Origin of the sequence: Methylobacterium sp. CCH7-A2 (genome assembly GCF_001557075.1) — a bacterium.
Taxonomy (GTDB): Bacteria; Pseudomonadota; Alphaproteobacteria; order Rhizobiales; family Beijerinckiaceae; genus Allobosea; species Allobosea massiliensis.
The window spans coordinates 50130-75647 of sequence record NZ_LSKN01000226.1 but is presented as its reverse complement, the minus strand read 5'-3'; the positions used below and the strand labels follow the sequence as shown (position 1 = coordinate 75647).

Sequence of the window (25518 nt, the reverse complement as noted above, 5' to 3'; positions counted from 1 at the left end):
GCGCCGCCCGATGGATAAGCCCAGCAAACAGAACCGGCTGAACAATCTGGGCATCCTGGCGCTCGTCGGGCTCAGCATCCTGCTGGGAGGCGTCGTCATGGCGATGTTTTCGGCGCTCGGTACGCGTCACCGGGCGACGGATGAAAGCGTGCGCGAGGACCTCGTCTGGGCGGCCTACCAGCTCGACCGCGAAGCGAAAAAACTCGCCAGCGCCGTTCAGGATCTGCGGGAGGGCTTCAGCGCCCAGCGGCGCGCCGATGTCGGGCTGCGCTACGACATCCTCTACAGCCGCACCACCGTTCTCATCAGCAATCACTACCGGACAAAGTTCGGCCAGACTCCGGAGATCCTGACGCTGGCGCAGGATGCGCGTGATCGCATCCTCGCGCTCGCTCCGACCATCGATGCGCTGGCAGAGGATGCCGGGGCCACGGCGCAGGCCGCGGCCCTGCTCGCAGAACTTTCGCCGCTGATGCAGAACACCGAGCGCCTGCTCAACGTCACCAACCTCGCCCAGTCGCGGATACGGGTGGAGGACCGCAACGAGCTGACGGCAGCCTATCAGCAGCTCGGCGGCGCCATGACGGCGCTGATCGTTTCGCTGGCGATGATCGTCGCCTATCTCGGCGTCCAGCTCTACCAGATCCGCATCGCGCGGCGCCGCTTCGAGCGGCTCAGCATCGAGAACGCCGACGCCGCCAAGCGCGCCGAAGCCGGGGCCCGCGCCAAGTCGATCTTCCTGGCCACGATGAGCCACGAGATCCGCACCCCGCTGAACGGCATCATCGGCATGGTCGACATCATGCGCGGGACACCGATGAGCGAGAGCCAGCGCGAGAAGCTCTCTGTGATCGGCGAATGCAGCGATACCCTGCTTGCGCTCATTGATGACATTCTCGACTTCTCGAAGCTCGAATCCGGCGCCGTCGAGCTTGAAATGCTTCCCTTCGAGCTCGGCGAGGTCTTCGCCAGCGTCGCCCATGTGATGGGCGCCCGCGCGCGCGACAAGGACATCACCTTGCATGTCGAGCAGCCGCAAGCCCGGGTCACGACGGATGCGACGCGGCTCCGGCAGATCCTCTTCAATCTCGTCGGCAACGCGGTCAAGTTCACCGATCGCGGCGGCGTCCATGTGTCATGCCGCATCGACGGCGATCGCCTGACGGTGGAGGTCGATGACACCGACACCGGCATCGGCATCCCGCCCGAGGCGCGCGACCGGCTGTTCCAGGATTTCAGCCAGCTCGACATCACCATCAACCGCCGCTTCGGCGGCACCGGGCTCGGCCTCGCCATCTGCCGGCGGCTGATCGGCGCGATGGGCGGCGACATCGGCGTCGAATCGCGAGAAGGCAGTGGTACGCGCTTCTGGTTCACCCTGCCGGTCGGACCCGTCACACCATCGGAGCGACAGCCGGTCCGTGCGCCCGAGCCAGCGCTGCAGCCGAAGCCCGAGCCGACGGGGGACCGGCGCTTCACCGGCCGCATCCTCGTCGCGGAAGACAACGCGATCAATTTCACCGTCGCGCGCGAACTCCTCCAGCGCTTCGGTGTCGAGGTCGATCACGCCCCGGATGGCCGCATCGCCGCTCACCTGGTGAGCTCAGGGCGCTACGATCTGGTGTTGATGGACATGCAGATGCCGGTGATGAGCGGGCTCGAGGCGACGCAGGCGATCCGGCAGCAGGGTTGCGTCGAACTGCCCATTATCGGGTTGACCGCCAACGCCTTCGCCAGCGACCGCGAGGCCTGCCTGGCAGCGGGGATGAGCGACTTCGTCGCCAAGCCGATCAACCGCGCCAAGCTGGCCGCGATCCTCGCGCGCTGGCTGCCGGACCCCGACGAGAGAGCAAAGCCGGCAGCGCTGGCGCAGGCCGCGGACGCCGCCGCCGGCGAGACCGTTATCGACCCCGTCGACCCGTTCATCCGCGCCGAATTGAGGCGGGAGATCGGCGGCGATCTGCTTGACGAGTTGACCCGGCAATTCTGGCCGGACGCCACGCGTGCCGCGGCCGAAGCCACCAGGGCTTTGCTGGCCGGCGACCGCGAAACCGCGATCCGCGAGCTGCACACGCTCAAGGGGCTCGCGGGAACGCTCGGCTTCTCCGCGGTGGAAGCCGCAGCCCGCGAAGCCGAGATCGCCGTCCGCACCCGAGAGACGGCCGACCTCTCGGAGCTGCAGGCGACGCTGCTTCGGACCGTGCTGGCGCTGGAAGCCACCGAACCCGCGGCGGCGGCCCCCAGTCAGGCCGACGCGGCGCGCCGATCCGCCTGACCGGAGCGGCCGCCGGCGGGCCCTACAGCGCTGCGTCGCGCTGCCTCTGCGCATACTCCGCCATCAGCGGCTCATGGGCCGACCAGAACGGCCGCGGCTTCTGACCGAGGAGCTGGTCCTCGAGCAGGCCGAGATGCAGATGCCAGCCGCTGGACACCATCGCCGTGCGCGACTTGGTCGCCAGCCGGCGGTGGATCAGCACCAGCCGAACCTGCTGCCCCATCGGCGTCAGCTCGATCTCGACATCGGAATCGGGGTCGCCCATGCCCGCCCAGGTGAAGGCCAGGCGGTGCGGCGGCTCATAGACCGTGACGGTGCCGGTCATCAGCGATCCCTCGTCGTTCATCTGGCGATGACTCTCGGGCGGCGTCTCGTCGGTGATGCGCGAATGCTTGAAGAACAGCTCGATTTGGCCGCCGGCGCGGGCTTCCGTCTTGCCGCCGCAGAACCAGCTCGCACGCTTCCCGTCCTCGACCAGATAGGCCCAGACCCGCTCAATCGGCCCGGGAAGCAGCCGCTCGAAGCGCACTGCCCCACTCTCCAGCACCTCGCCATACGCCTTCGCATTCGCCTGCTGTGTCTGCGTCTGCATCACGCCTCCTCGCCCGGATCGGGCTTTCGTAGCGCGGCCTCGAGGGCCGCCAGCCTGTCGGGCCAGAAGGCGCGCACGCGCCGGACCCATTGCTCGAAGCCGTCGATGCCGTCCGGGTCCAACGCATAGATGCGCCGCTGGCCTGCGACCGTGACCCGGACCAGCCCGGCCTCGCGCAGCGCCTTGAGATGCTGCGAGATCGCCGGTGCCGACAGCGTGAACCGCTCTCCGATCTCCCCGGCCGAAAGTTCACCCTCCGCCAGCATCTCGATGATGCGGCGGCGGGTCGGGTCGGCAAGAGCGGTGAAGGCGTCCATGGGCCAATGATTCCGTCTTAGCTTAATTAAGTCAATACAAAATTATAATGCGGCGCTCGGCTTCTGGCCGCTGCGCGGCCTGGTCGCTTGCCCGCAGCCTCGTGCTCCGTCAAAGCGATGCTGCACAGTCCGACCTCCGAAACGGCGAACCGCTCTCCATGGCCATCCGCAATGCCACCCTCGCCGGCATCTTCATGATGCTGCTGGGCATCCTGATGTTCTCCCTGAACGACGTCATGGGGAAATGGCTCGTGGCCACCTACACGGTCGGCCAGGTGCTGCTGCTGCGCAGCGCCGCCGCGCTGGCCGTGCTGATGCCCTTCGTGCTGCGCCAGGGGCTGATGCGGACGCTGAGGCCCGAGCGGCCGGGCCTCCAGGTCCTGCGTGTGGCACTCGGCTCCGGCGAGGTCGCGCTGTTCTACCTTGCCGTCTCCTATCTGCCGCTGGCGGATACGATGACGCTGTGGCTGGCGGCTCCGGTCTGGTCGGCCCTGCTGGCCGTGCTGCTGCTGGGCGAGCGGGTCGATGCCGGGCGCTGGCTCGCCATCGCGGCGGGCTTCGCCGGCGTCGCCATCGCGCTGAACCCGACGGGGGCGAGCCTGTCGATGCCCGCCCTGCTGGCCCTGCTCGGCAGCGTCCTCTTCGCGGGCATGATGATCGCCGGCCGCTATCTGCGCGGCACGCCCGATGTCACGCTGGTCGCCTGGCAGACGCTGGGCGCCCTGCTGATGGGCCTCGTGCTGCTGCCCTTCGGCTGGGTCACGCCGAGCTGGACGGACGCCGCGCTACTGGGGCTGCTCGGCATCGTCGCGATGGTCGCGCATCTCTGCGTCACGCGCTCGCTCAAGCTGGCGGAAGCTTCGGTCGTCGTGCCCTACCAATACACGCTGATCGTCTGGGCGCTGATCTTCGGCTGGCTGATCTTCGGCGATTGGCCGACGTCGGCCATGCTCGCCGGCGCGGCGCTCATCGTGGCGGCCGGCCTCGCCCTGATCCTGCTGGAGCGGCGCGCGGCCGGCCGCGCGCCTGTCGATGCCGAGACCAGCCCTTCGGCGCCTTGATCAACTGGCGATGAAGGGCACCTTCATCCGGTCCGAGGACTGGACGATGTGGTGCCGCATCGCGACCGCCGCGGTCTCGCCGTCGCGGCGGCCGAGCGCGCGCAGGATCGCGCCATGCTCGGCGAACGCCTCCTGCAGCCGGGCCGGCTCCTGCACCGGCGGCCGCTGGCTGCGGGTGATGATCGGCCGGTAGAGGCCCAGGATATCGCGGATCGCACGGTTTCCGGCAATCTCCGCGATCGCCATATGCAGGCCGAAATCCGCCTCCATGGCGTCGAGATAGCGCGCTTGCTCGATCGCCAGACGCATCGTCTCGTTGAGCTCCGAGAGGCGGCCGAGATCCTCCTGCGAGGCGTGCCGCGCCGCGAGCTGGACGGTTGACGCCTCGAGCGTGAAGCGCAGTTGGTAGATCTCCACCTCCGAGAAGCGCTGCTCGAAAGTCCAGCCGGTGAGATCGGCCTCCGGGCGGTCGAAGCCTTCGGCCACGAAGGCGCCCCGCGCCGGCTCGATCCGGATCAGGCCCATCCCTTCGAGCTGCAGCACGGCCTCGCGCACGGTCGGGCGGCTGGCCCCCAGTCGCTGGGCGAGCTCCCGCTGCGGCGGCACCCGGTCTCCCGGCTTCAATCCCGTCTCGGCCATCAGGCGCCGGATCTGCTGCACCAGCTGGGTGGTGACCGGCCTCCTGTCCTTCTCGACCTGCATGGGCCTCATCCCTCCCCTTCCACACCCGCCTGTTGACGGCTCCCGCGACGCGCTGTCAACTCGTGGCCATACCGGTAAGACCACGATACGGCGGGCCTGTGGCCCGTCGCTAACTGGCACCAACAGGCGAGGAAACTCATGGCCCTGATCACCTATCTGACGACCGTCAAATTCGGCTATGGCGAGATTGACGCCATCGGGGCCGATCTGGCGGGGCTCGGCGTCGCCAAGCCGCTGATCATCGCGGATAAGGGCATCGTCGCGGCCGGCCTGGTCGCGAAGGTCCAGGCGCTGGCACCCGCGCTCGCCAGCGCGCCGGTGTTCGACGGCACCCCGACGAACCCGACAGAGGAGGCCGTCGAGGCCGCGCTTGAACTCTACCGCCGGCATGGCTGCGACGGGCTCGTCGCCATCGGCGGCGGTTCACCGATCGACCTCGCCAAGGGCGTGGCGCTGCTGGCGACCCATGAAGGCTCGCTCGAGACCTATGCCGCGATCCTCGGCGGTATCCCGAAAGTCACGGCCGCGGTCGCCCCTGTCATCGCCGTGCCGACGACCTCGGGCACAGGCAGCGAGGTCGGCCGCGCGGCGCTGATCACGCTGAAGGACGGTCGCAAGCTCGGCTTCATCTCGCCTCACCTGATCCCGCGTCTGGCGATCTGCGACCCCGAGCTGACGCTCGGACTGCCCGCCTGGCTCACCGCCGCCACCGGCATGGACGCCGTCACCCACTGCATCGAGACCTATCTCAGCCCGCGCGAGAACCCGCCGGCGGAAGCGATCGCGCTGGACGGACTCAAGCGGGCCGTCGGCTTCATCGAGCGCGCGGTCAAGGACGGCAGCGACCGCGAGGCCCGCAAGGAGATGATGATGGCCGCGCTCCAGGGCGGCCTGACCTTCCAGAAGGGGCTCGGCGCCGTCCATGCCCTCTCCCATCCGCTTGGGGGGCTGAAGGAAATCTCGCTGCATCACGGCACACTCAATGCCGTCCTGCTGCCGGCCGTCCTGCGCTTCAACGCGGCTGAGGCGGAGGCGAAATATGCCGAGATCCGCAAGGTGCTCGGCCTCGCACCCGACACCGACCTCGCCGATTGGATCGCCGGCCTCGTCGCGCGCCTCGGCATGCCGGGCAGCCTCTCGGCCATGGGCCTGCCACGCGGCGTGATTCCCGCCATCGCCGAGGCCGCGACCAAGGACCATTCGAGCGCGACCAACCCGCGCGCCGCCACAGCGGCCGACTATGCCGCGATGCTGGAGGCCTCCTTCGGCTGACGGACCGGCGACAGCATCACTGCGCTCCGGCCGCCCGGCCGGCGCGCCCCATCGGAAGGCCCCAGCCGAACAAGCGGGCCGAGCAGGGAGAAACGACGATGACGAACAGACGCGACATGCTGAAGACCGGGCTGGCCGGAGCCGCCCTCGCCGCCGGCACGACGGCCGCCTCGGCCCAGGCGCCCCAGGCCGCGACGATCAACTGGCGCATGACCTCGAGCTACCCCAAGGCGCTCGACGCGGTCTTCGGCGCCGGCGACATCTTCCTCAAGGCGGTGTCCGACATGTCGGGCGGGCGCATCCAACTCCAGCATTTCGCTTCCGGCGAACTGGTTCCCGGCCTGCAGGCGCTCGATGCCGTGCAGAACGGCACGGTCGAATGCTGCGACACCGCCGCCTTCTACTATGTCGGCAAGGACCCTTCCTTCGCCTTCGGCGCGGCGGTGCCCTTCGGCCTCAACACCCGCCAGCAGAACGCCTGGTTCTTCCAGGGCGGCGGCCTCGCCCTCTTCAACGAGTTGCTGGCGCAGTACAATGTCATCGGCCTGCCGATCGGCAACACCAATGCCCAGATGGCCGGCTGGTTTCGCAAGGAGATCAAGACGGTCGATGACCTCAAGGGCCTGAAGATCCGCATCGGCGGTCTCGCCGGCCAGGTCATCGCCAAGCTCGGCGCGGTGCCCCAGCAGATCGCCGCCGGCGACATCTACCCCGCCCTGGAGCGCGGCACGATCGACGCCGCCGAATGGGTCGGCCCCTATGACGACGAGAAGCTCGGTTTCAGCCGCGTCGCCCCCTATTACTACTATCCCGGCTGGTGGGAGGGCGCGTCCGCCATCCTGCTGATGATCAACCGCTCGAAATGGAACGAGCTCAGCGCCACCGACAAGGCGATCTTCGTCGCCGCCGCGCATCAGGCCAACTCGCTGACCATCGCCAAATACGACGACGTCAACCCGGCCGCGATCAAGCGGCTGATCGCCTCGGGAACGCAGCTGCGCGGCTTCTCGCCGGAGATCATGGACGCCTGCGCCAAGGCCGCCGCCGAACTCTACGAGGAGATCGGCGCCAAGAATCCGATGTTCAAGAAGCTGCACGACCACATGATGGCCTATCGCAACGAGCAGCTGCTCTGGCAGCAGGTGGCCGAGTTCAACTACGACGCCTACCAGATCCGCTCGCGCAGCCGCCGCTGAGCGACATGGCTCTCACCTCTCCGGGCCGTCGCGGCCCGGAGAGGAAGCATTTGCGTAGCGGTCCTCAGTAGAGCCGCGTCCGGTAGGCCTCTTCGAGATTGGCCTCCGCCTCCGCGACGCCCACCGCCTTCGTCTGATCCGCCATGATGCGCCCGAGCGAGGGAAAGCGGCTGCGCTCGACCCGGCTCGCCGGATCCCAGAGCTTCGACCGGATCAGCGCCTTGCCGCAATGGAAGAAGGCCTCCTCGACCGAAACCAGCAGGCCGAGCGTCGGCATGCGCTCCTGCACGGTCGCGGGCGCGAGCAGGTCGGGATCGCGCGTCAGCGTCGCGCGGCCGTTGACCCGCAAGGTCTCGGCGATGCCTGGCACCATGAAGATCAGCCCGACGCCGGGCGAGGCCAGCACATTGCCGAAGCTGTCGACCCGGTTGTTGCCGCGCCGGTCCGGAATGAACAGGGTCCGCTCGTCGAGCACCTCGACGAAGCCCGGCGCATCGCCGCGGGGGCTAGCGTCGGCGCGGCCTTCGCCGTCGGCCGTCGCCAGCACGAGGAAGGGCGAGAGCGCGATGAAATCGCGGCAATGCCCGTCAAGCCGGTCCAGCACCTTGCGTTCCGCCAGCGGGTTGACCGGGCCCATATGCGCCCGCAGCTCCGCGGGTTCGGCGATGGCCGTCGCGGCCCGGTCGCTCTCCGTCGTCATGGCATCCTCCTGCATCCTCGCGCGCCACTTTCCGCGATCCGCCGCTCGCGGGCCAGCGCCCTGGCCGCACGGCGGCCATTCCGTCAGATGCGGCGGCGGATCGAAAAGCCACAGCCGGCGCCGCGATGCCCCGGCGCCTCGCCGCCGCCTTGACCCCGCAAACGGCCGCCGCCATCGTGCGCCATCGCTTCCTGCCCCTCCACGAGGCCGACTTTCATGCGCCGCGCCCTGCTGCGAACCGCTCTCGCTTCCCTCGCCCTGCTCACGGCCGCCGCATCGGCCGAGGCCTCCGGCCGCCGCATCGTCCACCCGGCCGACCGGGCCGAGAACCGCACCGTGCCGCTGACCGGCGCCCTGCCGGCCTGCGACGACCCCGCAGTGCTGGGCGAGATCACGAGCTGGTTCAACACGCGCGAAAGCCGCTTCTGGGGCCCGCTTCAGGCGGTGGCCTATGACCGCATCCGGCCGATCGGCTTCCGGCCGCTCGGCGACGACCTGATTCCGCGCCGCTTCTGCACCGGCCGCATCGCCCTGAACGACGGGACGCTGCACCGCATCGACTATTCGGTCCGGGAGAATCTCGGCCTCTTCGGCTGGACCTGGAACGTCAACTGGTGCGTCAGCGGGCTCGATCGCCACCGCGCCTATGCGCCCGATTGCAAGATGGCCCGTCCCTGAGGCGGAGCCGCCGATGCGCCTCGCCCGATTCGCACTGGCCCTGCCGCTTCTCCTGGGATTGGCCACGACCGCCCAGGCCCAGCCCCGCAACCAGCGCGGCGGAGAACCCGGCAGCTTCGATTTCTATGTCCTGGCGCTGTCCTGGTCGCCCGGCTTCTGCGAACTCGACGGGGAGCGCGACCGCAATCGCGAGCAATGCGCCGAGGGCGCGGGCCTGGGCTTCGTGGTGCACGGCCTCTGGCCGCAGCATGAGCAGGGCTACCCCAGTGAATGCGGGCCGGCCGGGCGCACGCCCTCGCGCATTGCGCTCGACCAGGCCAAGGGGTTGTTTCCCAGCGAAGGGCTTGCGCGACACCAGTGGCGCAAGCACGGCACCTGCTCGGGCTCCAGCCCAAGCGACTATTTCGCCGACACACGCCGGGCGCGCGAGAAGATCATCATTCCGCCGGCGCTCGCAAACCCCAAACGCGAGCAGAACTGGACCGCCATCGATCTGGAGCGCGCCTTCGTCGATGCGAATCCGGGACTGCGGACCGACATGATGTCGGTCGCCTGCCGCCGCGGCGTGCTGCAGGAGGTCCGCATCTGCCTGTCCAAGGACCTGCGCAGTTTCCAGACCTGCCAGGAGGTCGACCGCTCAGGCTGCCGCACGCGCGACATCACCGTGCCGGCGCCGCGCTGACAGAAGGCGCAAAGCCGCGTAAGAGCGCGGCATGAACTACCGCCACGGCTTCCACGCCGGCAACTTCGCCGATGTCCTCAAACATGTCGTTCTGATGCGCATCTTGACGCATCTGAACGCCAAGGACACGCCCTATCGCGTCATCGACACCCATGCCGGCGCCGGCCGCTACGACCTCGGCTCGGAAGAAGCCCTGCGGACGCATGAATGGAAGGACGGCGTCGCCCGGCTGGACCAGGCACCGCTCGCTCCTCCTGTCGAGGCTCTGCTCAAGCCCTGGCGCGATGCCGTTGCCGGTGCACGTGCTCTCTACGGGCCGAGCGCCTATCCCGGCTCCCCCTGGCTCTGCCGCCAGGCCATGCGCCGCGACGACCGGCTGATCGCAGCCGAACTCCACCCCCAGACCCACAAGAAACTCGTCGCCGCGATCGGACGCGACGAGCGCTGCAAGGCGCTCGCGATCGACGGATGGAATGCCCTGCGCGGCAATGTGCCCCCGAAAGAACGGCGCGGTGTCGTGCTCATCGATCCGCCATTCGAGGAGAAGGACGAGTTTGCAACCCTGGCAGCGGAGCTGATCGCCGCGCATCGCAAATGGGCGACCGGGATTTACGCGGTCTGGTACCCGATCAAGGACCGCCGCGCTGTCGAAGGCCTGGTCGATTCGGTTCTGGCAGCGGGCATCGGCCGGCTGCTGCGGCTGGAAATCGATGTCGATCGTCCAGAGGCGGCGGGCGGGCTCAGCGCCACCGGCATGCTGATCGTCAACCCGCCCTGGATGCTCGGCGACGAAGCCCGAATCATCCTCCCCGCCCTGTCGGAACGCCTCGCCCAAGGACCGCAGCCGCGCTATCTATGCGAGCCGATCCGTCCGGACGGCTGACACGCCCGCAGTCTCGAGGCTTTGCCGATGCTCGTTCTCCGCTCCTCCCCCGCCTCCCCCTTCGGCCGCAAGGTCAAGATGGCCGCCGCCGAACTCGGCCTGAGCGATCGCATCGAGATCGTCGTCGCCGACACCAACGACCCGTCCGAGCCACTGCGCCAGCAGAATCCGCTCGGCAAGATTCCGACGCTGGTCCTGGAGGACGGGACGACGCTGTTCGATTCACGCGTGATCGTCGATTATCTTGACCACCTTGCCGGCGGCGGACGCCTGATCCCGACGGGCGAGGAGCGCTTCGCGCAGCTGCGCCTGCAGGCGCTGGCGGACGGACTCTGCGATGCCGCGCTGCTGCAGGTCTACGAGACGCGTTTCCGCCCGGAGGAGGGCCGCAACGCCGCCTGGGTCGCCAACCAGGCTGGCAAGGTTTCGCGCGCGCTCGCGTCGCTCGAGGCCGCGCCGCCCGCCTATCCGGATTCTCCGCGGATCGGCGAGATCGCGCTGGCCTGCGCGCTCGGCTATCTCGATCTGCGCTTCGCCGGGACCTGGCGCACTGATCATCCCCGGCTCGTCGCCTGGCTCGATGCCTTCGCGACGAAGGTCCCCGCCTTCGAGGCGACCCGGTTCAAGGGCTGACCCTCTCGCATCGCCGGTCTTTTCCGCAGAGGCCGGCCTTTCTGGGAGGACCGCGTTTCCCATCGGCCGCAGAGGCCGGCAAAACCAGTCCAGACAACAAAAAACCCGGTGACCGAAGCCACCGGGTTCTCTTTTCCCCGCGAGGGGAGGCAGACTAGAACTTGTAGTTCAGGCCGGCGCGGACGACCGAGAAGTCGGTGCCGACCTTCACGCCCGAGTTGAACACCGTCTTCTCGCCGAGGTCGACGTAGAGGTACTCGACCTTGGCGGTCCAGTTGTTGGTGAAGGCGTACTCGAGACCGCCGCCGACGGCGTAGCCGCCGGTGTGGGTCTTGTCGGTCGAGCCGACGCCGCCGATCGTGGTCTTCACGTTGCCGTAAGCCCAACCACCGGTGACGTAGGGCATGAACCGGTCGAAGGCGACGCCGACGCGGCCGCGAACCGTGCCGAAGTACTCGGTACGAACGCGGTCACCGAAGAAGCTCGAACCCGAGTTCAGGTCGGCGCCCTGGATGTCGGCCTCGACGCCCACGACGAACTGGCCCATCTGGTAGTTGTAGCCGACCTGGCCACCGCCGACGAAGCCGTCGAGGTCGCCGATGTTGACCGTGCGGTTACCGAACACCGTACCGGCATTCACGTTGCCGAAGCCGTAGCCGGCGTTCGCACCGACGTAGAAGCCGGTCCAGGTGAAGACGGGGGCGTAGACCGGGGCGACGACCGGGCCCTTGCGGGACGGCAGGTCAGCGGCCGAGGCAGCGCCGGCGGCGACGAGGCCGAGGGCCGCAACGCTCGAAAGCAGAAACTTCTTCATTTGGAACTCCTGAGGGTCGTCGTTTTGCCGGCGGGACCGGCGGGTGATGTCGATGAGCCGGTTATAAGACCTGCCGACGATTTTGTCTGTTGCAGCGGCACCACATCTGCCTCACAGACCGCGGCAAAAATGGGGCACGATTGGGATGACTGCGGCGAATGCGTAAAAACGTGTTAATCACTGTTAAAGCACAGCTAATGGTGAACCGAATACTAACGATGTCGTGACACGTCGCTTCGGCCCGCACTCTCAACTCGCGACCTGACGTCGAGTTCCCATTCTCGCCACATTTTTCCAGGGCCGCTTGCGGCCCCTGCCGTCGCATGCTTAAGCCACGGGCGCCTCAGGCCAATGATGGACACAGGGTGCCGCAGCTTTCGATCTTCATCATTGCCCGCGACGAAGCGGACCGGATCGGCCGCACCATCGAAGCGGTGCGCGGCCTGAGCGACGACATCGTCCTCGTCGATTCGGGTTCGACCGACGGCACGCAGGGCATCGCGGAGAGGCTTGGAGCCCGGGTCGTCTTCAATCCCTGGCCGGGCTATGGCCAGCAGAAGCGCTTCGCGGAAGAGCAGTGTCGGCATGACTGGTTGCTCAACATCGATGCGGACGAGGTCGTCCCGCCCGATCTCGCAGCAGAGATCGCCAGCCTGTTCGCTGGCCCAGGCCCGGCCGCGGACGCCTACCAGATTCGCATTGCGGAGATCTTCCCTGGCGAGCCCGCGCCTCACCGCTTCGCCTATGCGCTAGCCCCCGTGCGGCTCTACCGGAAGGACAAGGGCCGCTACTCGCCCTCGCCCGTCCATGACCGCGTCGATCTCGCGCCTGGCGCGCGTGTCGCGCGCCTCAAGAGGACGGTACATCACTACTCCGTGCGCTCGCTCGGCGAACAGATGAGCAAGCTCAACAGTTACAGCGACGCCCAGGCCGACGATCTCGACCGCCGCGGCCAGACGCTGTCGGTGTTCCGGCTCGCGGTCGAGTTCCCCGCCAACTTCATCAAGGCCTATATCGGCCGGCGTCATGCCCTGCGCGGCGTCTACGGCTTCATGACCGCGATGAACTACGCCTTCTACCGTTATCTGCGGGTGGCGAAGCACTGGGAGCGGCGGCTGCAGCGCCGCTCGACCGACGCTTCCGGGCAAGCCCGGTCGAAGATAGGAGAGCGGATCGATGGGTGACGTCGCGCTCGTGACCGGCGGCGCCCGCCGCATCGGCCGCGCCATCGTTGAGCGCCTGGCCGCGAATGGCTATGCCGTCGCGATCCATTGCGGCAGCGCGCGCGACGAGGCCGATTCGCTGGCGGCGGGAATCGTCCGGGACGGCGGCCGCGCTGCGGTGCTGGTCGCGGATCTGGCCGATCCGGAGGCCGTGGCGGCCCTGATACCGGCCGCGGAGGCCGCTCTCGGCCCCGTCACGCTGCTCGTCAACAATGCCTCCAGCTTCCTCGTCGACGAGGTCACGACCCTCGACGTGCCGACCTGGAACCGCCAGTTCTCGATCAATCTGCGGGCGCCTTCGGTCCTTGCCGGAGCTCTCGCCAACCGGCTCCCGGAGGGGCGCGAGGGCGCCATCGTCAACATCATCGACCAGCGCGTCTGGAAGCTGACGCCGCAATACTATTCCTACACCCTGACCAAGGCCGCCTTGCTGACCGCGACCAAGACGATGGCGCAGGCGCTGGCACCGCGCATCCGCGTCAACGCCGTCGGTCCCGGCCCGACGCTGCCGAACCCGCATGACGGGCCGGAGGCGATGGAGCAGGAGGCGGCCGGCACGCTGCTGCGCCGCAAGATCGACGCCGCCGAAATCGCGGAGGCGGTGCTCTACCTCGCCCGTGCCCGCTCGGTCACCGGCCAGATGATCGCGGTCGACGCCGGCCAGCATCTCGGCTGGCGCACGCCCGACATCGTCGGCTGAACTCGTCGATCAGGCGGCCGGATCCGGCCGGAAGGGCGCGCGGCCGCTGGCGAGCGCACTGTCGAGCAGTTCGAGCCGGTCCTGCCCCCAGAACACCTCGCCGTCGAGCACATAGCTCGGCGCGCCGAACACCCCGGCCGCCACCGCCGCCGCGATGGTGCCCTCATAGGTCCCGATCACCGCCTCGCTCTCGGCGGCGAGCGCAAGCGACTGCGCATCGAAGCCGCAGGCACGGGCCACCCTGGCCACCGCCTCGGGCTGCGTCATGTCCTCGTCGCGGGACCAGACGCCCGCCATGATTTCCCCCATGAACAGGCCGGGGTCCCCGCCCGCCTGGACGATCGCGATCAGGAAACGGTCGGCAAGCGACGGATCGAAGGGGAAATGCTTCGGCTGCAGCACAAGCTTCACGCCGCGCCGCTCGCGCCAGCGCTGCAGGTCCATCAACCGGTAGCGCTGGCGCACCGGATGGCGCTTCGGCAGCGGCAACCCGCCGGTCTCGTCGAACACCGCCCGCAGCGGCACGGGCCGATAGACGATCCGGCAGCCATGCCGCGCCGCGATGTCGAGAAAGGTCGCATGGCCTAGATAGGTCCAGGGCGAATGCAGCGAGAAATAGTAGTCGATGGTGCGGGGCATAGGCGGCTTTCGGCGACGCGGGAGCGGGCACGATAGCGGCCCGGCCAGCCGGGGAAAGGCGCGGCCACGCATGACAGGGTGGGCGAGCAGCGCTATACTCGATTTTGGTAACGACTCGGATTAGCTCATGGGCAAGAATACCTCGATCAGCCTCAGCGACCATTTCGTCAGCTTCATCGAAGCGGAGGTCGAGAAAGGGCGTTATGGCTCTGCCAGCGAAGTGGTGCGGGCTGGCTTGCGCCTGCTTGAAGATCAGGAGGCCCGGATCGCCGCATTGCGCGCCGCGCTCGAAGAGGGCGAGGCCAGTGGTTTTGACGAGGAGTTCGACTTCGACACCTTCATCGAAGCGGAAACGAAGAAGGCGGGGGAGCACGCTTGAAGCGGTTCATCCTGCGTCGCCGCGCCAGCGCCGATCTGATGGACATATCCGCCTTTTCCGAACGCGAATGGGGCCGATCGCAAGCGAACGTCTATCTCCGTCGCATTCAGCAGGCGATCGAGAATCTTGCTGAGACACCCGACATGGGCCCGGCCTGCGACGAGATCAAACGAGACCACCGAAGATTCCCTGTCGGATCTCACGTCGTCTTCTATCGCAAAACGGCCCACCGCATCGAGATCGTTCGCATCCTGCACCAGAGCAAGGACGTCGTTCGGCACCTGAAGTAATCGTCAAACCAGCGCGATCGCCGAGATCAGCCGCCCGTAATCCTCCTCGCCGCGATGGGTCGTGCGGCGATAGCTGAAGAACCGCTCCTCGTCGCCATAGGTGCACAGCGACAGATCGAGGAAACGGCCGATTCCCGCCTCCTGCGCCCGCAGCCCGATGAAGGCTGGCAGATCGAACATCGCATGCGCCGCGCGCTCGGAAGCCGTGAAGAAGCGGGCATAGGTCGCGTTCTCGGCCTTGAAGCGCTCGATGAATTCCGGCCCGACCTCATAGGCGGCGGCGCTGATCGTCGGCCCGAGCACGGCGATGATGCGCTCGCGCCGCGCGCCGAGCTTCTCCATCGCGGTTACCGTCGCGGCCACGACGCCGCCGAAGGCGCCCTTCCAGCCCGAATGGGCCGCGCCAACGACCCGCGCCTCGCTGTCGGCGAACAAGATCGGCCCGCAATCGGCGCTGGAGACACCGAGCGCCACGCCCAAAGCCGCCGTCACCATCGCGTCGGCCTTCGGCCGCTCCGCCGGCCAGGGGCCTGTCACCACCTCCACATCGGCCGAATGCACCTGATAGAGACTGACCAGATGGGTCGGCTCGACCGAGAGATGCGCCGCCATGCGCCTCCGGTTCTCGGCGATCGCCTCCGGATCGTCGGCCGACCCCAGCCCGCCATTGAGCGAAGCGTAGATGCCGGTCGAGACGCCGCCCTGCCGGGTGAAGAAGGCGTGGCGGATGCCGGGTTCGCTGGCGAGATCGGGAGAGGTGATGAACATCGTATCGTCCGGTTTCGGCGGGCGGAGCCGCCCATGTCAGCCCTGCTCTGGCAGGCGATGAAGGTCAAATCCGGGCAGCGGCGGCAAGCCCGGATGCGAAATGGCCAGAACCTTGAACAGATCGCCCATGGCGGTTTCGCCCCGCTCGGTCAGCCGGTCGAACGCCGCGCCGATCGACGCCGTTTGCTGCGGCGTCGCCTTGGTCGACAGGTTCTGCGCCCGCTCGGCCAGGCCGAGCGCCAGCAGGAAATCCGCCTGCCGGACGGGGCCGTGGATCGCGGCGCCCGCCCGCAGCGCCGCCTGGGCCATCCGGGCGAAATCGACATGCACGGTGAGATCCGCCTCGCCGGGCTCCTCCAGCGGATCGACGAAGGCGTGCCGGCGCATCGCCTGCAGCGTGTCGCCGAAGCCCGACTGCAGCGAGCCGTAGTCGATGAAGAGCGCCGCGCCACCCGCCCGCGCCAGATGCGATGCGACGGTCGAGACCAGAGACAGGGCCGCCAGCGGCTGTTCCAGCACCGCGCCGGTCGGTGCCGTTGCGGGCCCGACTCCGTCGGAAGCGGCCACCGCCAGCCCGAAGGCGAGGCGCCCCTCGCCGTCGAGCCCGACGAGTCGCTCGCGCCAGCCCTGCTCCGTCATCACGAACTGGTCGAGCGGCAGCGCGTCGAGCAGTTCATTGGCGACGATGATCGCCGGCCCCTCAAGCGCGGTCTCGATCCGCTCGTGCCAGACCGGCTCGGCCTTGCCAGCGAGCGTCGCGGCCTGGATTTCGCGCAGCACCGGGCTGGTCTCGACCAGATGCACCGCCAGCGCCTCCCGAAAGCCGGGCATGACGCGGGTCGCACGCAGCATGTCGGCCATCAGCGTTCCGCGGCCCGGGCCGATCTCGATCAGGGCGACGCGCGCAGGCTGACCCATCGCCTGCCAGAGATGGGCCGCCCAGAGCCCGATGATCTCGCCGAACATCTGGCTGATCTCGGGCGCGGTGGTGAAGTCGCCCTGCGCGCCGAAGGGATCGCGCGTCCTATAGTAACCATGCCGTGGATGGCCGAGGCACAGCGCCATGAAGCGCGAGATGGGAAGCGGCCCCTCCTCCGCGATCAGGCGGATGAGTTCCGCCTTCAGCGCGGTCACGCCGCGCCCCGCCGCGCGCGCAGCACGAGAACCAGCCCCGCCGCGAACAGCGGCAGCGAGAGCAGCATGCCCATGGTGATGCCGCCCGAGAGCGCATCGACCGAGGTCCCGAACAGGAAGCCGAGCTGCGGGTCGGGCTCGCGGAAGAACTCGCAGACGATGCGCGCCACCGCATAGCCCATGCCGAAGACACCCGCGACGAGGCCGGGCCGCTTCAGCCCGCCCGCCCGCACCAGCAGCGCCAGCAGGATGAAGAGCAGCAGCCCCTCGGAGAAGGCCTCGTAAAGCTGGCTCGGATGGCGCGGCAGCGGCCCGCCACCCGGAAACACCATCGCCCAGGGCACATCCGGCGCCGGCCGGCCCCACAGCTCGGCATTGATGAAATTGGCGATGCGCCCCAGGAACAGCCCGATCGGCACGACGGCGGCGGCGATGTCGAACACCGCCAGCGCCGGATAGCCGCGCCGCCGCGCGAACAGCCACAACCCCAGCGTCGCGCCGATCAGCCCGCCATGGAAGGACATGCCGCCCTGCCAGATCGCCAGGATGTCCTGCGGCCGGGCGAGATAACGCGCCAGATCGTAGAACAGCACGAAGCCCAGCCGCCCGCCGAGAACGACGCCGAGCGCGACGAAGAGCAGCATGTCGTCGAGTTCGTCGGCCTTCGGCCGCGCCCGCCCCGCCCAGAGCGGCTCGGACGAAACCAGCCGGCGCGCATACCACCAGCCGCCGAGCAGGCCGACGACATAGGCCAGCCCATACCATTTGACCGAGATCGGCCCGAGCTGCAGCGCGACCGGGTCGATCACCGGGAAGGCGATGGCGAAGGTTGGCATGGGCAGGATCCGGTTGGCGGTGATGGCGCTTATGCGTTCGTCCCAACGCGCCGTCATCCCGGACAAGCCGCAAAGCGGCGCCGATCCGGGATCCATTCCGGAGCCCTCACGAAGAAGGCTCAGGCATGGATCCCGGGTCTCCCTTCGGTCGCCCGGGGTGACGGCGCGGGAGGATCAAGATCGGCGGGACTTGGGCAAGGCGACCTCAGCAGGTCAAGCAAAAAGGCCCCGCCCCCCAGCCCAGACTTAGAGCTTCACGATCAGCTTGCCGAAGTTGCCGCCCTCGAGCAGCCCGATGAAGGCCTCGGGCGCGCTTTCCAGCCCCTCGACGATGTCTTCCTTGTAGTGCACCGCGCCACTGGCGATCCAGGCCGCCATCTCGCGCTCGAAGTCCGGGCGCTGGGCGATGAATTCGCGCTGGATGAAGCCGCGGATCAGCAAGCTCTTCGAAAGAACCTGCCGCATCAGCACGGGCAGCCGGTCGGGCCCCTCGAAATCCCCGGTGGCGTTGTACTGCGCGACCAGCCCGCAGACCGGGATGCGCGCGAAGGTGTTGAGCAGCGGGAAGACCGCGTCCCAGACCTTGCCGCCGACATTCTCGAAATAGACGTCGATGCCCTCCGGACAGGCCGCCGCGAGCTGCGCCGCGAAATCCGGCGCGCGATGGTCGATGACCGCGTCGAATCCGAAGGTGTCACGAACGAGCGCGCATTTCTCCGGCCCGCCCGCGATGCCGACGGCGCGCGCGCCCTTGATCTTCGCGATCTGGCCGACCGCCGAACCGACCGGGCCGCTGGCGGCCGCGACGACGACGGTCTCTTCGGTCTTTGGCTGCCCGATGGTCAGCAGACCGGCATAGGCGGTGAAGCCCGGCATTCCCAAAACGCCGAGCGCCGTGGTGACGGGCGCGGCAGCCGGATCGAGCTTGCGCAGCTGCTCGCCCTTCGCCAGCACATGCGACTGCCAGCCGGAATGGGACAGCACGAGGTCGCCCGCCGCAAAGTTCGGATGCCGGCTCTCCAGCACCTCGGCGACCGTACCGCCCTCCATGACGGCGCCGATCTCGGTCGGCGCAGCATAGCTCTTCGCCGCACTCATCCGCCCGCGCATATAGGGATCGAGCGAGAGATAGAGGATCTTCAGCAGGACCTCGCCTTCGGAAGGCGTCGGCATCGCAGCCCGCTCCACCCGAAAATTGGCAGGCGCAGGGCGCCCTTCGGGACGCGAGGCAAGAACGATCTGCAAACGTTCGGATAAGGACATGCGGCGCTTTCGATCTCGATTCTGTCGCCTGCACATGGCGACGCGGGCCATTGTGATCAAGCGAGCTCCCTTGGGAGCGGCCACCTTCAGTGCCCGAGCGCGACTGCTGACATGACGAAACGCCCCGCGCATCCTACATGCGAGCGATGAATCGCGAACCGACCCAGCCCCCGCCCGAAGAGGACCTGCCGGACACCGGGGCCGCCCCCGAACCCGAGGCCGAGGAGGCCCTGCCGACGCCGGCGCTTGATCTCGGCGAGACCGCGCCTGGGGCGCTGAAGCACGGCATCGAGGTCATCGCCGGCTTCGCCAAGCATCTGCCCAACAAGCCCGGCGTCTACCGGATGTTCGATACCGCCGGCGAGGTGCTCTATGTCGGCAAGGCCAAGAACCTGAAGAACCGGGTCACGGCCTACGCGCGCGGCATGGCCCACACCAATGCCGTCGCCCGCATGATCGCCGAGACGGCGAATATGGAGTTCGTCACCACGGGGACGGAAACCGAAGCGCTGCTGCTCGAATCCAACCTGATCAAGCAGCTGCGGCCGCGCTACAACGTGCTGCTGCGCGACGACAAGAGCTTCCCCTATATCCTGCTGAGCGGCGACCACGAGGCGCCCCAGATCGCCAAGCACAGGGGCTCGCGGCAGCGCAAGGGCGATTATTTCGGCCCCTTCGCCTCGGTCTGGGCCGTGGAGCGGACCATCGACGCGCTGCAGAAGGCCTTCCTGCTGCGCTCCTGCACCGATTCCTTCTACGAGAACCGCACGCGTCCCTGCCTGCTCTTCCAGATCAAGCGCTGCGCCGGCCCCTGCACGGGCGAGATCGCGATCCCCGACTATCAGGCGCTGGCCGGCCAGGCGCGCGACTTCCTCTCGGGCCGCTCCTCCAACGTCAAACAGTTGCTCTCGACCCGCATGCAAGAGGCGGCCGAAGAGCTCGAATTCGAGAAGGCGGCGCGCTATCGCGACCGGCTGGCGGCGCTCTCGGCCGTGCAGGCCGGGCAGGACATCAACACGCAGGGCGTCGAGGAGGCGGACGTCTTCGCCATCGACGAGCAGGCCGGGCAGTTCTGCGTCGAGATCTTCTTCTTCCGCAACAAGCAGAACTGGGGCAACCGCGCGATCTTCCCGCGTGCCGACCGCAGCCTGACGCCTGAGGAGGTGCTGGCCTCGGTCGTGGCCCAGTTCTACGACGACAAGCCGCCGCCGCGCCTTGTGCTGCTCTCGCACGAGCTGGCGGAGATCGAGCTGATCGGCCAGGCACTCTCCGCACGCGCCGGCCGCAAGGTCGAGATCGCCAATCCCAAACGCGGCGAGCGCGTCGACCTCGTCGAGATGGCGCGCAAGAACGCCCGCGAGGCGCTCTCACGCAAGCTCGCCGACAATGCCGGCCAGACTTCGCTACTCGCGGCGCTCGGCGCCGCCTTCGGACTCGCCAGGCCGCCGCGCCGCGTCGAGGTCTACGACAACTCCCACATCATGGGCACGAACGCCGTCGGCGGCATGGTCGTCGCCGGCCGGGACGGCTTCATGAAGAGCCATTACCGCACCTTCAACATCTCGTCCGACACCATCGCCGGCGACGATTTCGGCATGATGCGCGAGGTGCTGCAGCGGCGCTTCGCGCGGCTGGCGAAGGAAGCGGGGATTTCTCTGTCCTCCACCCCTCATCCTGAGGAGGCCGAACCAGCGGGCGTCTCGAAGGACGCTCCAGCGGACGACGGAGCCTCGACCAGCATCCTTCGAGACGCGCCTGACGGCATTCCTCAGGATGAGGGCTCGGGTGGGATCGATCGATCCGCGGCACCCCCCGAACCCGACGACGACAGCTTTCCCTCACGCCCCGACCTCGTCATCGTCGACGGCGGCAAAGGCCAGTTCGAGGCGGCGCGTCGGATCATGGCTGAGCTCGGAGCCGCCGACATTCCCCTCGTCGCCATCGCCAAGGGCGAGGATCGCAACGCCATGCGCGAAACCTTCCACATGGCAGGCCGTGAGCCCTTCAAGCTGCCCCCGCGCGATCCGGCGCTCTACTTCATCCAGCGTCTGCGCGACGAGGCGCACCGCTTCGCCATCGGCACGCACCGGGCGCGGCGCAAGAAGGATACGATGAAGAACCCGCTCGACGAGATCCCCGGTATCGGCCCGACGCGCAAGCGCGCCCTGCTGCTGCATTTCGGAACGGTGAAGGCGATCAAGCGTGCCAAGCTCGACGATCTGATGCGCGCTCCCGGCGTCAACGCCGCCACGGCCAAGGCGGTGCATGATTATTTTCACGATGGCTGACAACGAACGGCATTGTCGCCGCATTGCGTGTTGACGCTGTCACGGGGCGGCTGCTTTGGTGATTTCCGTGACGATTCTTCCAGACGCCATCAGGCGGCGCGGGCCCTGGTCCCTGCCGAACCTGCTCACCTACGGCCGGATCCTGGCGATTCCGGCGCTGGTCGGGCTGTTGTTCTGGCCGAAGGACGACTGGGTGCGCTGGATCGCGCTTGCGGTCTATGTCGCCGCCGCCGTCACCGACTATCTCGACGGCTGGATCGCGCGGGCCTGGAGCCAGCAATCCGCCATCGGCCGCATGCTCGATCCGATCGCCGACAAGCTGCTCGTCTGCGCGCTCCTGCTGATGCTCGTCCACACCGAGACGATCAAGGGCTGGGCGATCTGGGCGGCGATCGTCATCCTCTGCCGTGAAATCCTGGTCTCGGGCCTGCGCGAGTTCCTCGCCGACCTCAAGGTCAGCGTGCCCGTCAGCAAGGTCGCGAAATGGAAGACGACGGCGCAGCTGCTGGCACTCGGCTTTCTCGTCGCCGGCCCGGCAGGTGACAGCGTCCTGCCCTACAACACGCAGATCGGCATCGTCATGCTCTGGATCGCGGCGGCGCTGACGATCTACACCGGCTGGGACTATTTCAACGCCGGCATCCGGCACATGGTCGACGAGGACGCGCGCGGCTCATGACGCAGTCTTCCGCCACAACGGCCTCCACCGCGCAGGCGCGGACGGTCCGGCTCGTCTATTTCGCCTGGGTGCGCGAGCGCGTCGGCCAGGCCGAGGAGCAGATCGTCCTGCCGGAGGATGTCGGCACCGTGCTCGACCTGGTGCGCTGGCTGAAGGCCCGCGACGAGGGCTATGCCGCCGCCTTCGCCGACGAGACGCTGGTGCGCGCCGCCATCAACCAGACCCATGTCAAGCCGGGCGCGAGCCTGGACGGCGCCCGCGAAATCGCCTTCTTCCCGCCGATGACGGGCGGCTGACCTCCCATGACCCCGATCGTCCGCATCCAGCGGGAGGATTTCGACCTCGCAGCCGAGATCGCGACGCTCTCCGCCGGCCGGCGTGACATCGGCGCCGTGGTCAGCTTCACCGGCCTCTGCCGCGACGAGGGCGGCACGCTCGCCGCGCTCGAGCTCGAGCATTATCCCGGCATGGCGGAAGCCGAGATCGCCCGCGTTGCCGAGCGCGCCGCCGCGCGCTGGCCGCTGCTCGGTCTTCTCGCGATCCACCGCTATGGCCGCGTGGCGCCGGGCGAGCAGATCGTGCTGGTGATCGCGACCTCCGCCCATCGCCGCGCCGCTTTTGAAGCCGCCGATTTCATGATGGACTATCTCAAGACCCGCGCCCCGTTCTGGAAGCGTGAGCACTTGATCGATGGCCGCATCGGCGGCTGGGTCGAGGCGAAGGGGGAGGACGACGATGCGGCTCGGCGATGGGAGTAGAACAAAGCTCGCCGCGCTTGCGCTGACGCTCAGCCTGGCGATGCCGGCGCAGGCACAGATCGGACCGATCAAGACCTTCCGCGACTGGGTCGCGGGCTGCGACAACACGAAATCCTGCACGGCGCTGTCGCTGCCCGCCGAGACCGACGACGAGATCGCCTTCCTGCGGCTCGACCGTCCGGCCGGCCCCGATGGCGTCCCGACCCTGGCGCTGAAGCTGCGTGCCCAGAAGCTGAAGAAGAACTTCACCATCGCACTCGCGCTGGACGGCCAGCCCTTTCCGAATGCGGGGCAGCCCCTGCAGGCCAGCAGCGTCGATGGCGAGGTGGCCGAGATCGCGATTCCGGCGGCAACGGCGGAGGCCCTGATCGCCGCGGCGCGCAAGGCGACGACGCTGACGGCGTCGATCGAGTCGTCCACATTCAAGGTGTCGCTCGCCGGCTCGGTCGCCGCCATGCTCTGGATCGACGAGCGGCAGGGCCGGCTCAACACGCCGTCCGCCCTGATCCGCAAGGGCACGAACGGCACGGCGCCGACCGCGCCTCCCGTGCCGATGATCGCCAGCCGCCCGGCCGCGGGCAAGCCCCTCTCCAAGGCGGAGGCCGCAGCGCTGATCAAGGCGATGCGGACCGAGACCAACCGCCGGGAGCCCGATTCCTGCGAGGACACGCCGGACGGCTTGAGCGATGCAGACGGAGCCTGGGCCCTGGACGGCACGCTCAGGCTCGTCGCGATCGCCTGTTCGCGCGGCGCCTACAATGTCTCGAGCCAGTTCTGGCTCGTGACCGGGCGCGACGTCGCCAAGGCGAAACCGGCCCCCTTCGAAGGGGACACGAGCAAGACGGCCAGCGAGCTGGTCAATGCCGATTTCGACCCGAAAACCGGCCAGATCACCTTCTACGCCAAGGCCCGCGGGCTCGGCGACTGCGGCAGCTCCGGCTCCTATGGCTGGAACGGCCAGCGCTTCGCCGTCCTCCAGTGGAGCGAGATGAGCGAGTGCCGTCTGCTTCCTGGCGATGATTGGATCACGCTGTTCCGGAGCCAGGAGCGCGCCGCCAACTAACCGCCGTCATGCACGGGGCGAGCCCGCGCATGACGGCCTGTGGTCACGCCGCCTTCGACTTCGGCCGCACGGCGTCGGAGTAATCCTCCATGATCACCTTGCCCATATTGCCGGTGAGGAAGGAGTAGGGCCCGATCTCGGAGACGAGCGTCACCTCGGCCGCCGAGCCGGTGATGAAGCACTCGCTGAAGCCCTCGAGCTCCTCCGGACGGATACGCCGCTCGACCACCTCGAAGCCGCGCTGGCGGCAGAGATCGATCACCGACTGGCGCGTGATGCCGTTCAGGAAGCGGTCGGCCAGCGGTGTGTAGATCACGCCATCCTTGACGAAGAAGATGTTGGCGCCGGTGCATTCGGCGACATGGCCTTCCCAGTCCAGCATCATCGCATCGGCATAGCCGGCGCGCTCCGCCTTGTGCTTGGAGAGCGAGCAGATCATGTAGAGCCCCGCCGCCTTGGCATGGACCGGCGCGCAGGCCGGGTCCGGCCGGCGATAGGCGGCGACGTCGAGGCGCACGCCCTTCAGCTTCTGCGCCATGTCGAACATGCTCGGCCACTCCCAGACCGCGATGGCGGTATGGATCGTGTTGTTGATGCCGGACACCGCCATCATCTCCGAGCCACGCCAGGCGACCGGGCGGATATAGGCGTCCTTCAGCCCGTTCTCCTTGAGGCAGAGCTCCTTGGCGGCGTCGAGCTCGGCGACCGACCAGGGAATCGTGAAATCCATGATCTCGGCCGACTTGTGGAAGCGCTGGGAATGTTCGGTGCCTTTGTAGATCACGCCGTCATAGGCGCGCTCGCCCTCGAACACGCAGGAACCGTAATGCAGCCCATGGGTCAGTACGTGGATCTTCGCGTCCTTCCACGGCACGAGCTTGCCGTCGAACCAGATGACGCCGTCGCGCTGGTCGAAAGGAATGACTGACATGGGGTGCTCCTCTTGGCACGTCCGGTCCGGTTGATCCCTTGGCGCCTCAGACCCCGTCACCATGGCGGGCAGAGGCGCGGACCGGAATGATACTGCGCTGCAACATCGTCTCGCGACATAATCCGTCGTCAGGCGCGCTTGACCGGTAATCTTCCGTCTGAGATATGTCAACATCACTGACGTAATTCGCAGGACGGATTCGATGCCGCAGACGCAGGCCCGGTCCATGGCCGCTGCCGCTCCCGCGCCGGATGCGGCGGTCCCCTATGACCTGATCGAGTTGCTCTTCTTCGCCTATCGCGACTTCGTCGGCGGCCCTGACCTGATCCTCGCCGAATACGGCTTCGGCCGGGCGCATCACCGTGTGCTGCATTTTGTCCTGCGCCGGCCGGGACTGACCATCGCCGAACTGCTCGACATCCTGAAGATCACCAAGCAGAGCCTCAACCGCGTCCTGAAGGAGCTGGTCGAGACCGGCTTCGTCGAGCAGCGCACCGGCGTGCAGGACAAGCGCCAGCGTCATCTCCATGCCACGGCCGCGGGGCAGGATCTGGCGTTGCGGCTCGTCAGGCTGCAGGCCCAGCGCATCCAGGCGGCGCTCGCCGATCTCGCCCCCGAGGCGGCCGAGACCGTCGCGCTCTACCTCTCGGGGTTGATCGATCCCGCCGAACGCCACAAGGTGCAGGGCTTCCTCGCCGCGCCGCGGTGAGGGCCACGGCAGGAGCCCGGGACGCCGCCGCGGCGGTATGCGGACCCAGGCGA

The 25518-nt window shown here is 68.0% G+C and carries 30 protein-coding genes; 18 read left to right on the top strand and 12 right to left on the bottom strand.

Annotation, left to right across the window (positions count from 1 at the left end):
- Positions 1-10 precede the first annotated feature (10 nt).
- Positions 11-2275 carry an ATP-binding protein gene (locus AX750_RS16865; RefSeq protein ID WP_066724745.1) on the top strand — a complete coding sequence of 755 codons (2265 nt, stop codon included), beginning with the start codon at positions 11-13 and terminating at the stop codon, positions 2273-2275.
- Between the two features lie 22 nt (positions 2276-2297).
- Here AX750_RS16865 and AX750_RS16860 read toward each other — a convergent pair whose 3' ends face one another.
- Both AX750_RS16860 and AX750_RS16855 read right to left on the bottom strand, forming a co-directional pair.
- Positions 2298-2867 carry an SRPBCC family protein gene (locus AX750_RS16860; RefSeq protein WP_082734978.1) on the bottom strand — a complete coding sequence of 190 codons (570 nt, stop codon included), beginning with the start codon at positions 2865-2867 and terminating at the stop codon, positions 2298-2300.
- Positions 2867-3184: a metalloregulator ArsR/SmtB family transcription factor gene (locus tag AX750_RS16855; RefSeq protein WP_066724742.1), complete on the bottom strand. Its 318-nt coding sequence runs from the start codon at positions 3182-3184 to the stop codon at positions 2867-2869. Before AX750_RS16855 ends, AX750_RS16860 begins: the two co-directional genes overlap by 1 nt.
- Positions 3185-3342: 158 nt before the next feature.
- Between AX750_RS16855 and AX750_RS16850 the strand changes: the two genes are divergently transcribed.
- On the top strand, positions 3343-4245 hold the full coding sequence (locus AX750_RS16850; RefSeq protein ID WP_066724740.1) for a DMT family transporter: 903 nt from the start codon (positions 3343-3345) through the stop codon (positions 4243-4245).
- Here the strand turns inward: AX750_RS16850 and AX750_RS16845 are convergent, their stop codons facing one another.
- The gene (locus tag AX750_RS16845) at positions 4246-4947 is read right to left on the bottom strand and encodes a FadR/GntR family transcriptional regulator (RefSeq protein ID WP_066724732.1); all 702 of its coding nucleotides are present in this window, start codon (positions 4945-4947) and stop codon (positions 4246-4248) included. It lies immediately after the preceding gene.
- A gap of 138 nt (positions 4948-5085) precedes the next feature.
- On the opposite strand from AX750_RS16845, the gene AX750_RS16840 reads away from it, so the two are divergent.
- Both AX750_RS16840 and dctP read left to right on the top strand, forming a co-directional pair.
- Complete coding sequence (locus tag AX750_RS16840) at positions 5086-6219, top strand: iron-containing alcohol dehydrogenase (RefSeq protein WP_066724731.1); 1134 nt, start codon at positions 5086-5088, stop codon at positions 6217-6219.
- Between the two features lie 98 nt (positions 6220-6317).
- Entirely contained in the window at positions 6318-7415 is a 1098-nt protein-coding gene (gene dctP, locus AX750_RS16835; protein WP_066724729.1) for a TRAP transporter substrate-binding protein DctP, read from the top strand.
- A gap of 64 nt (positions 7416-7479) precedes the next feature.
- Here dctP and AX750_RS16830 read toward each other — a convergent pair whose 3' ends face one another.
- Together AX750_RS16830 and AX750_RS27075 are read right to left on the bottom strand one after the other, a co-directional pair.
- Positions 7480-8115, bottom strand: a complete 636-nt coding sequence (locus AX750_RS16830) for a pyridoxamine 5'-phosphate oxidase family protein (protein ID WP_066724844.1) — start codon at positions 8113-8115, stop codon at positions 7480-7482.
- A gap of 83 nt (positions 8116-8198) precedes the next feature.
- On the bottom strand, positions 8199-8333 hold the full coding sequence (locus AX750_RS27075) for a hypothetical protein (RefSeq protein WP_280939912.1): 135 nt from the start codon (positions 8331-8333) through the stop codon (positions 8199-8201).
- On the opposite strand from AX750_RS27075, the gene AX750_RS16825 reads away from it, so the two are divergent.
- The 4 genes from AX750_RS16825 to AX750_RS16810 are packed head-to-tail and all read left to right on the top strand — an operon-like array spanning position 8332 to position 10991.
- Positions 8332-8793 (top strand): hypothetical protein, encoded by a 462-nt coding sequence (locus AX750_RS16825; RefSeq protein WP_066724726.1) that lies wholly within the window; start codon positions 8332-8334, stop codon positions 8791-8793. The genes AX750_RS27075 and AX750_RS16825 overlap by 2 nt on opposite strands.
- 13 nt (positions 8794-8806) lie before the next feature.
- Positions 8807-9475: a ribonuclease T gene (locus AX750_RS16820; protein ID WP_066724723.1), complete on the top strand. Its 669-nt coding sequence runs from the start codon at positions 8807-8809 to the stop codon at positions 9473-9475.
- A gap of 31 nt (positions 9476-9506) precedes the next feature.
- Complete coding sequence (gene rlmJ, locus AX750_RS16815) at positions 9507-10358, top strand: 23S rRNA (adenine(2030)-N(6))-methyltransferase RlmJ (protein WP_066724720.1); 852 nt, start codon at positions 9507-9509, stop codon at positions 10356-10358.
- Positions 10359-10385: 27 nt separating this feature from the next.
- Positions 10386-10991, top strand: coding sequence for a glutathione S-transferase (locus AX750_RS16810; protein WP_066724717.1), 606 nt, complete (start codon positions 10386-10388; stop codon positions 10989-10991).
- A gap of 154 nt (positions 10992-11145) precedes the next feature.
- Here AX750_RS16810 and AX750_RS16805 read toward each other — a convergent pair whose 3' ends face one another.
- Positions 11146-11805, bottom strand: a complete 660-nt coding sequence (locus AX750_RS16805) for an outer membrane protein (RefSeq protein WP_066724715.1) — start codon at positions 11803-11805, stop codon at positions 11146-11148.
- A gap of 323 nt (positions 11806-12128) precedes the next feature.
- Here AX750_RS16805 and AX750_RS16800 point away from each other — a divergent pair, with 323 nt between their 5' ends.
- Positions 12129-12989, top strand: coding sequence for a glycosyltransferase family 2 protein (locus AX750_RS16800; RefSeq protein WP_066724713.1), 861 nt, complete (start codon positions 12129-12131; stop codon positions 12987-12989).
- Positions 12982-13728, top strand: a complete 747-nt coding sequence (locus AX750_RS16795) for an SDR family oxidoreductase (protein ID WP_066724711.1) — start codon at positions 12982-12984, stop codon at positions 13726-13728. The genes AX750_RS16800 and AX750_RS16795 overlap by 8 nt, the downstream gene beginning before the upstream one ends.
- 9 nt (positions 13729-13737) lie before the next feature.
- On the opposite strand, the gene AX750_RS16790 is transcribed toward AX750_RS16795, so the two are convergent.
- Positions 13738-14367: a 2-hydroxychromene-2-carboxylate isomerase gene (locus AX750_RS16790; RefSeq protein ID WP_066724709.1), complete on the bottom strand. Its 630-nt coding sequence runs from the start codon at positions 14365-14367 to the stop codon at positions 13738-13740.
- Positions 14368-14494: 127 nt separating this feature from the next.
- Here AX750_RS16790 and AX750_RS16785 point away from each other — a divergent pair, with 127 nt between their 5' ends.
- Positions 14495-14746: a type II toxin-antitoxin system ParD family antitoxin gene (locus tag AX750_RS16785; RefSeq protein ID WP_066724706.1), complete on the top strand. Its 252-nt coding sequence runs from the start codon at positions 14495-14497 to the stop codon at positions 14744-14746.
- The gene (locus AX750_RS16780) at positions 14743-15036 is read left to right on the top strand and encodes a type II toxin-antitoxin system RelE/ParE family toxin (RefSeq protein WP_066724704.1); all 294 of its coding nucleotides are present in this window, start codon (positions 14743-14745) and stop codon (positions 15034-15036) included. The genes AX750_RS16785 and AX750_RS16780 overlap by 4 nt, the downstream gene beginning before the upstream one ends.
- A 3-nt stretch (positions 15037-15039) precedes the next feature.
- On the opposite strand, the gene pgeF is transcribed toward AX750_RS16780, so the two are convergent.
- The 4 genes from pgeF to AX750_RS16760 all read right to left on the bottom strand — a co-directional run bounded on the left by pgeF (position 15040) and on the right by AX750_RS16760 (position 19037).
- Positions 15040-15804, bottom strand: a complete 765-nt coding sequence (gene pgeF, locus AX750_RS16775) for a peptidoglycan editing factor PgeF (RefSeq protein ID WP_066724701.1) — start codon at positions 15802-15804, stop codon at positions 15040-15042.
- Between the two features lie 36 nt (positions 15805-15840).
- Positions 15841-16938 carry a class I SAM-dependent methyltransferase gene (locus AX750_RS16770; protein WP_066724698.1) on the bottom strand — a complete coding sequence of 366 codons (1098 nt, stop codon included), beginning with the start codon at positions 16936-16938 and terminating at the stop codon, positions 15841-15843.
- The gene (gene lgt / locus AX750_RS16765) at positions 16935-17774 is read right to left on the bottom strand and encodes a prolipoprotein diacylglyceryl transferase (protein ID WP_197426702.1); all 840 of its coding nucleotides are present in this window, start codon (positions 17772-17774) and stop codon (positions 16935-16937) included. The genes AX750_RS16770 and lgt overlap by 4 nt, the downstream gene beginning before the upstream one ends.
- Before the next feature lie 246 nt (positions 17775-18020).
- Positions 18021-19037: an NADP-dependent oxidoreductase gene (locus AX750_RS16760; protein ID WP_066724695.1), complete on the bottom strand. Its 1017-nt coding sequence runs from the start codon at positions 19035-19037 to the stop codon at positions 18021-18023.
- Between the two features lie 146 nt (positions 19038-19183).
- Here AX750_RS16760 and uvrC point away from each other — a divergent pair, with 146 nt between their 5' ends.
- The 5 genes from uvrC to AX750_RS16735 all read left to right on the top strand — a co-directional run bounded on the left by uvrC (position 19184) and on the right by AX750_RS16735 (position 23825).
- Positions 19184-21325 carry an excinuclease ABC subunit UvrC gene (gene uvrC, locus AX750_RS16755; protein WP_066724692.1) on the top strand — a complete coding sequence of 714 codons (2142 nt, stop codon included), beginning with the start codon at positions 19184-19186 and terminating at the stop codon, positions 21323-21325.
- A gap of 67 nt (positions 21326-21392) precedes the next feature.
- The gene (gene pgsA / locus AX750_RS16750) at positions 21393-22004 is read left to right on the top strand and encodes a CDP-diacylglycerol--glycerol-3-phosphate 3-phosphatidyltransferase (protein ID WP_066724839.1); all 612 of its coding nucleotides are present in this window, start codon (positions 21393-21395) and stop codon (positions 22002-22004) included.
- Positions 22001-22300, top strand: coding sequence for a molybdopterin converting factor subunit 1 (moaD, locus tag AX750_RS16745; protein WP_066724689.1), 300 nt, complete (start codon positions 22001-22003; stop codon positions 22298-22300). Before pgsA ends, moaD begins: the two co-directional genes overlap by 4 nt.
- 6 nt (positions 22301-22306) lie before the next feature.
- The gene (locus AX750_RS16740) at positions 22307-22762 is read left to right on the top strand and encodes a molybdenum cofactor biosynthesis protein MoaE (RefSeq protein ID WP_066724685.1); all 456 of its coding nucleotides are present in this window, start codon (positions 22307-22309) and stop codon (positions 22760-22762) included.
- Positions 22740-23825 (top strand): DUF1176 domain-containing protein, encoded by a 1086-nt coding sequence (locus AX750_RS16735; protein ID WP_066724682.1) that lies wholly within the window; start codon positions 22740-22742, stop codon positions 23823-23825. The genes AX750_RS16740 and AX750_RS16735 overlap by 23 nt, the downstream gene beginning before the upstream one ends.
- Before the next feature lie 43 nt (positions 23826-23868).
- Here the strand turns inward: AX750_RS16735 and AX750_RS16730 are convergent, their stop codons facing one another.
- Positions 23869-24756, bottom strand: coding sequence for a branched-chain amino acid aminotransferase (locus AX750_RS16730; protein ID WP_066724679.1), 888 nt, complete (start codon positions 24754-24756; stop codon positions 23869-23871).
- Positions 24757-24982: 226 nt separating this feature from the next.
- Between AX750_RS16730 and AX750_RS16725 the strand changes: the two genes are divergently transcribed.
- On the top strand, positions 24983-25465 hold the full coding sequence (locus AX750_RS16725) for a MarR family transcriptional regulator (protein WP_245282421.1): 483 nt from the start codon (positions 24983-24985) through the stop codon (positions 25463-25465).
- Positions 25466-25518: the final 53 nt, after the last annotated feature.